A 6,689-nucleotide genomic window follows, 5' to 3' on the forward strand; every position below is an offset into this window, starting at 1 on the left:
GCTCAGGCGCTCTCGGCGCCGAAGCCGGGAGCGTGCTCGGGGGCGAACTCCGCGAGCTCGGCCGCGAGGTCCTCGCGGACCTTCACGAGCAGGTGCGTGCCCTCGGGCAGGTGCTCGGTGCGCAGGATCTCCGCGTCCCAGTCGTGCAGGCGGCTGACCACGTCGCCGCGCTGGTAAGGGACGAGGAGGTCCAGCACCGTCTCCGGACGCGGGATGGACTCGCTGATCCGCTGCCGCAGCTCCTCGATGCCCTCGCCCGTGCGGGCCGAGACCACGACCACGTTGCGCTCGCGCTGCCGGATCCGCTCGACCACGAAGGGGTCGGCCGCATCCACCTTGTTCAGCGCGATGATCTCCGGGATGTTCTGGGCGTCGATGTCCGTGAAGACCTGGCGCACGGCGCGGATCTGGCCCTCCGGGTCGGGGTGCGAGGCGTCCACCACGTGCAGGACGAGGTCGGAGTCGGCGACCTCCTCCAGGGTGGAGCGGAACGCCTCGACGAGCTGCGTGGGCAGCGACCGCACGAAGCCGACCGTGTCCGCGAGCGTGTAGCCGATGCCGTCCGGCGTCTGCGCGCGGCGGACGGTGGGGTCCAGGGTGGCGAACAGGGCGTTCTCGACGAGCACGCCGGCGTCGGTGAGCCGGTTGAGCAGCGAGGACTTGCCCGCGTTGGTGTAGCCGGCGATCGCCACGGACGGCACGGAGTTGCGGCGGCGGTTGAGCCGCTTCGTCTCGCGCGCCGGCTTCATGGCCGCGATCTCCCGGCGGAGCTTGGCCATGCGGGTGCGGATGCGGCGGCGGTCCAGCTCGATCTTGGTCTCACCGGGTCCGCGGGAGCCGATGCCCTCACCGGCGGCGGCGCGACCGCCCGCCTGACGGGACAGGGACTCGCCCCAGCCGCGCAGTCGCGGGAGCAGGTACTCGAGCTGGGCGAGCTCGACCTGCGCCTTGCCCTCCTTCGACTTGGCGTGCTGGGCGAAGATGTCGAGGATCAGGCCGGTGCGGTCGATGACCTTGACCTGCACGACGTCCTCCAGCCCGCGCCGCTGGGAGGGGGCGAGCTCGGAGTCGACGACGACGGTGTCCGCGCCGGTCGCGGCGACGATGTCCCGCAGCTCCTTGGCCTTGCCCGAGCCCAGGTACGTGGCCGGGTCCGGCTTGGTCCGGCGCTGGACGATGCCGTCGAGCACCTCGGAGCCGGCGGTCTCGGCGAGCGCCGCCAGTTCCCGCAGGGAGTTCTCGGCCTCGGCGAGCGTGCCCTCGGTCCACAGCCCGGCCAGCACCACGCGCTCGAGGCGCAGCTGGCGGTACTCGAGCTCGGTGACGTCCTCGAGCTCGGTGGACAGACCGGCGACGCGGCGCAGGGCGCGGCGCTCCTCGAGGTCCTGCTGACCGCCGTCGTGGACGGTGTGCCCGTCCCCGGCGTCGGCGAGCTCGCGGGCCCGGCCGGCGAGCCGGCCCGTCGCCGCGGATTCGCTTTCGGGGGCCGGGACCTGGCCGGCGGCCTGCTCCCGGGCGCGCGCCCGGGACAGCACCCGTTCGACGACGTCCTCCAGGTCCTGCCGGCTCAGGCCGTTCCCGGGCTCCGCGTCGGTGCGGGGCTCGGCAGGGGTTTCACGGGGGTGGGTCATGGTGCCTTTCGGAACGAGCTGCTGATCGGTCAAGTCTAGTGGTGGCGCCGGACATCCCGGCGGCGCGGGGCGTCGCGGCCGGGCGGGCTCCACGGTGCGGGCCCGGCGTGCGCGGTCGGTAGCATGGGGCGCTATGGCACCGCGTTCCGACTCCCCCGATCCCGTGGCCGGCCCGGCGACCCCGAACCCGGGGACCGAGCACTACTTCTCCGAGGATCCCTCGGCACCCGAGGTGCGGCGCTCCGTGACGGTCCGCCTGCGGGGGCGGGAGGTCGTGCTGCAGACCTCCAACGGGGTGTTCAGCCCGCGAGGTCTCGACAGGGGAACGTCCGTGCTGCTGGAAAATGTTCCCGATCCGGCGGGCGCGGAGCTGCTGGACCTCGGCTGCGGCTGGGGACCGGTCGCCCTGAGCCTGGCGGGGTCCGCCCCGGGCTCCCGCGTCACGGCCGTGGACGTCAACGAGCGCTCCCTCCGGCTGACCCGGGACAACGCCGCGGCCCTGGGGCTGCCCGGCGTCGAGGCGCTGCTCCCGGAGCAGGTGCCGCCCGAGCGCCGCTTCGACACCATCTGGTCCAATCCGCCCATCCGGATCGGCAAGCAGCAGCTGCACGAGCTGCTCCTGCAGTGGCTGCCGCGGCTCGCCGCCGGCGGCACGGCGTGGCTCGTCGTGCAGAAGAACCTGGGCGCCGACTCGCTGCAGAAGTGGCTCTCGACCGCGCTGGGCGACGGGTTCCGGGTCTCCCGGCACACGACCGACAAGGGGTTCCGGGTCCTGCTCGTCGAACGCGGGTCCTGAGCGGTCGCGCCGCGGTCCTCAGACGAACGTGCCGTCGGCCACGAGCACGGCCGGCCCGGCCAGCACCACGTGCTCGGTGCCGTCGGGTGCCGGGACGAACGTCACGGAGACGACCCCGCCGGGCACCTGCACGAGCCACTGGTCCGGCGCCGTGGCGCCGCCCCAGAAGCGGGTCGCGGCGGCGGCAGCGCACGCCCCGGTGCCGCAGGACTGCGTCTCGCCCACGCCCCGCTCGTGCACGCGCATCCGCACCCGGCCCACGCCGTCGTCGTCGCCGTCCGCGGGCACCACGAACTCCACGTTGGTCCCGTCCGCGGGCTCCGGGCGCACGGCGGGGGCGGTGAACAGCTCGAGCTGGTCGAGCTTCTCCCCCTCCGCGAGCGCCACGACGGTGTGCGGGTTGCCCATGCCGATCGACAGCGCGGGGCGGGGCACCTTGAGCCCTTGAGCGGTCACGACGGCGTCCGAGCCGCGGGAGCGGGCCGTCTCCCCGTCGAGGAAGGTCCACGGGCCCATGTCCACCGCGTAGCCGGAGTCGGTGCGGGCCACGGTCCTCACGCCGGCGCGGGTGCCGATGCGCAGCACGTCCCCCTCGGGGACCTCGACGAGGCCCCGCTGGACCAGGTAGTGGACGAACACCCGCACGCCGTTGCCGCACATCTCCGCGACGGAACCGTCGTTGTTGCGGTAGTCCATGAACCACTCGGCGTCGGGGGCCGACGCCAGGACCGCCCGCCCCTCAGGGAGCGCCTCCGAGCGCACGGCGCGGATCAGCCCGTCCCCGCCGATGCCGCGGTGGCGGTCGCAGACCAGGGTGACCAGCTCGGCGTCCAGGGCCAGCTCGGCGTGCGGGTCGCTCAGCAGCACGAAGTCGTTGCCCGTGCCGTGTCCCTTCGCGAAGGCGCGGCCGCGCAGCTCCCCCCAGGGGGCGGCGTCCGGCGCGGTCACGGCGTCCGGCCCACCGGCGGTGTCGGCGGCGCTGTCCGGGTCGGCCGTCGGACGCGGGGCGGGAGCCGGGCGGGCGGTCGAGGGCGCGGCGGGAGCGGGGCGGGCGGTCGAGGGCTGGGCGGAAGTCACCCGGCCATGATACGCGGCCCCCGCCGGGGGCCTGCCGGCCGTCACCGCCGGTCCACGCTCCGCGCGGCCGGTCAGGCCGGGGCCGCGGCCCGGTCGACGACCTGCACGGCCCGCTCCACGAGACCGGGCCCGGACGGATCGAGCCAGTGCACGCGCGGGTCGGCCCGGAACCACGTGAGCTGGCGGCGGGCGAACCGGCGGGTGGCCACCACGGTCGCCTCGACCGCCTCCTCCACGGTGGCGCGCCCGTCCAGCACGTCGAGGAACTGCCCGTAGCCCAGGGCGCGGGACGCCGTGCGGCCCTCGCGCAGCCCGCGCTGTGCGAGCCCGTGCACCTCGGCTTCCAGGCCGGCCTCCACCATGGCTCCGACCCGGCGTGCCAGCCGGGTGCGCAGCTCGGCGCGGTCGACGTCGAGGCCCAGCTGCACCGTGGGCTGCACGTACTCGCGGCGGGGCATGAACGAGGTGAACGGGCGGCCCGTCAGCTCCCACACCTCGAGGGCGCGCACCAGCCGCCGCTCGTCCCGCAGGCGCGCGGCGGACTCGGGATCCACCTGACGCAGCCGTTCCCGCAGGGCGCCCGGACCCCGCTCGGCGAGCTCGCCCTCGATCCGTGCCCGCACCGAGGGGTCGGTGCCGGGCAGCTCCAGCACGTCGAGGGCCGCGCGCACGTACAGCCCCGATCCGCCCACCACCACGGGGACCCGGCCGCGGGAGCGGATCTCGGCGATGCACGTCCGCGCGGCGCGCTGGAAGTCCGCCACGGACGCCTCCTCCGTGACGTCCAGGACGTCGAGCAGGTGGTGCGGCACACCGCGCCGCTCCTCGGCGGTCGCCTTGGCGGTGCCGATGTCCATGCCCCGGTAGAACTGCATGGAGTCGGCGTTGACGACCTCTCCGTCCAGCCGCAGCGCCAGCTCGACGCCCAGGGCGGTCTTGCCGGAACCGGTGGGGCCGACGACCGCGACGACGGGCCGGTCCGAGCCGGTCACCGGACGGGCAGGCCCGGCATGCCCAGGCTCACGGGCCGCGGGCCGGCAGCACCCGGGGCCGCGGGGACACCGCAGGACTCGGCCTGACGGCGGTCCCAGGCGTCCCCGGCCCGCGAGCGCCGCAGCGCGTACTCCTGCGGGGAACGGGGGTCGGCGATGAGGTGGTAGGCGGCGGCGCCGGTCACGACGACCGTCACGAAGTCCCCGGGCCGCGGGGCCTCGGCGCCGTCCGGGACGGTGAAGTGCACGAGCCGCTGGTCCCGCGCGCGCCCCGAGAGCCGGTGGGTCTGCCCGGACTTCCGGCCCGCCTCCGCGGTGACGAGCAGCTCGACCTGCCGCCCGACGACGCCCCGGTTCTCCTCCGCCGCGATCCGGTCCTGCAGGGCCACGAGCCGCTCGAAGCGCTCCTGCACCACGGCCTTGGGCACCTGGTCCGCCATCTCGCCCGCCGGGGTGCCGGGGCGGACGGAGTACTGGAACGTGTACGCCGAGGAGAAGCGCGAGGCGGCCACGACGTCCAGGGTGGCCTGGAAGTCCTCCTCGGTCTCTCCCGGGAAGCCCACGATGATGTCCGTGGTGATCGCGGCCTCCGGGATGCGCTCGCGGACGGTGTCCAGGATGCCGAGGAACCGCTTCGAGCGGTAGGAGCGCCGCATCTCCTTGAGGATCCGGTCGGACCCGGACTGCAGGGGCATGTGCAGCTGCGGCATGACGTTCGGGGTCTCCGCCATGGCGTCGATGACGTCGTCCGTGAACGCCGCGGGGTGCGGGCTCGTGAAGCGCACGCGCTCCAGGCCCTCGATCCCCCCGCACGCGCGCAGCAGCTTGGCGAACGCCCCGCGATCGCCGAACTCGACGCCGTAGGAGTTCACGTTCTGCCCCAGGAGGGTGACCTCGACCGCTCCGTCGTCGACGAGCGCCTGCACCTCGGCGAGCACCTCCCCGGGCCGGCGGTCCTTCTCCTTGCCGCGCAGGGACGGGACGATGCAGAACGTGCACGTGTTGTTGCAGCCCACGGAGATCGACACCCAGCCCGAGTAGGCGCTGTCCCGCTTGGTGGGCAGCGTCGAGGGGAAGACCTCGAGGGCGTCGAGGATCTCCAGCTGCGCCTCGGCGTTGTGCCGGGAGCGCTCCAGCAGCGTGGGTAGCGAGCCGATGTTGTGGGTGCCGAAGACGACGTCGACCCACGGGGCGCGCTCGAGGATCGTGTCCTGGTCCTTCTGCGCCAGACATCCGCCCACGGCGATCTGCAGGTCCTTGTTGCGCTGCTTGGCGGGCACGAGCTGGCCCAGGTTGCCGTAGAGCTTGTTGTCGGCGTTCTCCCGCACGGCGCACGTGTTGAAGACCACCAGGTCCGGCTCGCCGCCCGCGGCGGGGACGTAGCCGGCGGCCTCGAGCAGACCGGTGATCCGCTCCGAGTCGTGGACGTTCATCTGGCATCCGAAGGTGCGCACCTCGTAGGAGCGCGGTCCGGGGGTGCCGGAGGACGCGGTCGGGACCGGGGACAGGGCTGCGGGGGTCGACATCACCGGTCGATTCTACGGGCCGGGGGCCGTTCCCGTCCCGTCCGCGACGGAGCACGCGCCCGGCCGCTCGTTCGCGGACACACCGGCGCGCCGGCGGCGGGGCACGCACGCGCCCCGGTCACGGGCTCTCCGGGCAGGCTCCGCCCATCTCGTCGGCCGCTCCCGGGGCACCGGAGCGCGCCTCGAGCTCGTCCTTGACGACGGCGAAGGCCAGCCCGGGCGGGTAGCCCTTCCGCCCGAGCATCCCGACCAGCCGCCGCACGGCCCTGTCCCGTGCGGCGCGGTCCGTCAGGTCCAGCTCCGCCGGGAGCTTGCGGCGCACCAGCTCGGCGGCGTCCTCCCGCTCGTCCTCGTCCGTCCGCTGCTCGAGCGCCGACTCGGCGATCTCCCCCGTGACGCCGCGGGTGGCGAGCTCCCTCCGGATCGCGGAGCGGGAGAGCTTGCGGGAGGTCGCCCGGGAGCGGACGTAGAGCTGCGCGTACTGGGCGTCGTCGACGAGGTCGACCTCCTCGAACCGGTCCAGCACCTCCCGGGCGACGTCCTCGGGGACGTTGCGGTCGGCGAGCTTGTCCTCGAGCTGCTTGCGGCTCTTGGCCGAGGCGGTGAGCTGGCGCAGGACGATCGCCCGCGCCACCTCCCGGGGGTCGGGTTCGGGATCCTGCGCCGG

Annotated in this window: 6 protein-coding genes; 1 reads left to right on the forward strand and 5 read right to left on the reverse strand. The window is 74.5% G+C overall.

Annotated features, from left to right (window positions below):
• Nucleotides 1-2 precede the first annotated feature (2 nt).
• Nucleotides 3-1,631 (reverse strand): GTPase HflX, encoded by a 1,629-nt coding sequence (gene hflX / locus ACH9D3_RS05535; protein WP_396410175.1) that lies wholly within the window; start codon nucleotides 1,629-1,631, stop codon nucleotides 3-5.
• A gap of 133 nt (nucleotides 1,632-1,764) precedes the next feature.
• Here hflX and ACH9D3_RS05540 point away from each other — a divergent pair, with 133 nt between their 5' ends.
• Complete coding sequence (locus ACH9D3_RS05540; protein WP_396410176.1) at nucleotides 1,765-2,427, forward strand: methyltransferase; 663 nt, start codon at nucleotides 1,765-1,767, stop codon at nucleotides 2,425-2,427.
• An 18-nt stretch (nucleotides 2,428-2,445) separates the two neighbouring features.
• On the opposite strand, the gene dapF is transcribed toward ACH9D3_RS05540, so the two are convergent.
• From dapF to ACH9D3_RS05560, 4 genes are all read right to left on the reverse strand, one after another.
• Nucleotides 2,446-3,375, reverse strand: coding sequence for a diaminopimelate epimerase (gene dapF, locus ACH9D3_RS05545; protein WP_396410181.1), 930 nt, complete (start codon nucleotides 3,373-3,375; stop codon nucleotides 2,446-2,448).
• A gap of 200 nt (nucleotides 3,376-3,575) precedes the next feature.
• Nucleotides 3,576-4,496, reverse strand: a complete 921-nt coding sequence (miaA, locus tag ACH9D3_RS05550) for a tRNA (adenosine(37)-N6)-dimethylallyltransferase MiaA (RefSeq protein WP_396410177.1) — start codon at nucleotides 4,494-4,496, stop codon at nucleotides 3,576-3,578.
• The gene (miaB, locus tag ACH9D3_RS05555) at nucleotides 4,493-6,022 is read right to left on the reverse strand and encodes a tRNA (N6-isopentenyl adenosine(37)-C2)-methylthiotransferase MiaB (protein WP_396410182.1); all 1,530 of its coding nucleotides are present in this window, start codon (nucleotides 6,020-6,022) and stop codon (nucleotides 4,493-4,495) included. The genes miaA and miaB overlap by 4 nt, the downstream gene beginning before the upstream one ends.
• Nucleotides 6,023-6,140: 118 nt before the next feature.
• The coding region (locus ACH9D3_RS05560; RefSeq protein WP_396410178.1) for a RecX family transcriptional regulator at nucleotides 6,141-6,689 on the reverse strand (549 nt) is incomplete at its 5' end.

It is taken from the genome of Kocuria kalidii, from assembly GCF_044462225.1.
Taxonomy (GTDB): Bacteria; Actinomycetota; Actinomycetes; order Actinomycetales; family Micrococcaceae; genus Kocuria; species Kocuria kalidii.

Excerpts from the sequence above, each read along its gene's own strand:
- hflX (WP_396410175.1), bottom strand. The coding sequence starts at position 1,631 with ATGACCCACCCCCGTGAAACCCCTGCCGAGCCCCGCACCGACGCGGAG.
- ACH9D3_RS05540 (WP_396410176.1), top strand. The coding sequence starts at position 1,765 with ATGGCACCGCGTTCCGACTCCCCCGATCCCGTGGCCGGCCCGGCGACC.
- miaB (WP_396410182.1), bottom strand. The coding sequence starts at position 6,022 with ATGTCGACCCCCGCAGCCCTGTCCCCGGTCCCGACCGCGTCCTCCGGC.